Below are 407 nucleotides of genomic sequence, written 5' to 3' on the forward strand. Positions count from 1 at the left end.
AGCGGCCAATGACTTGGTGATCTTTTTGTATATCACGACCAAGATAAATAGCACTACTAATAAACTCGATAGCGCCAACTTCGCTCCAAGTATGAACGAGAGTATTCAGTACTTGGTTGGTACTAAATGAAGGAATCACATTAGGAGTCACAGCCCCTGGTTGGGGGTTTAATGATGGAGCTGGGTAAACCACCTTAAAATCTAAATCTAAGGGACCACTATCAAGTGAATAATTACTTGTCACTGGGTAGGCACACTCATCAGTGATGCCTAATGCTGAATCTGGATGAATGATTGGTTTATAGTCAACAATGAAATCTGTTCCTGCTGATATAAAGCCACCTCCTGTTTCCCCACCAGCAGGGTTAAACGAAGATCCTGAACGAACATTACATATTGCTATTTTC

At 41.3% G+C, this 407-nt stretch carries 1 protein-coding gene; it reads right to left on the reverse strand.

Annotated elements, in window-relative coordinates; translation table 11 throughout:
- Nucleotides 1-407 (reverse strand): DUF6701 domain-containing protein (locus AB4496_RS26665; RefSeq protein WP_372132920.1); only part of this gene is annotated, 407 nt, incomplete at both ends.

Origin of the sequence: Vibrio sp. 10N.222.46.A1 (genome assembly GCF_041473595.1) — a bacterium.
In the GTDB taxonomy this organism is placed as follows: domain Bacteria; phylum Pseudomonadota; class Gammaproteobacteria; order Enterobacterales; family Vibrionaceae; genus Vibrio; species Vibrio tasmaniensis_A.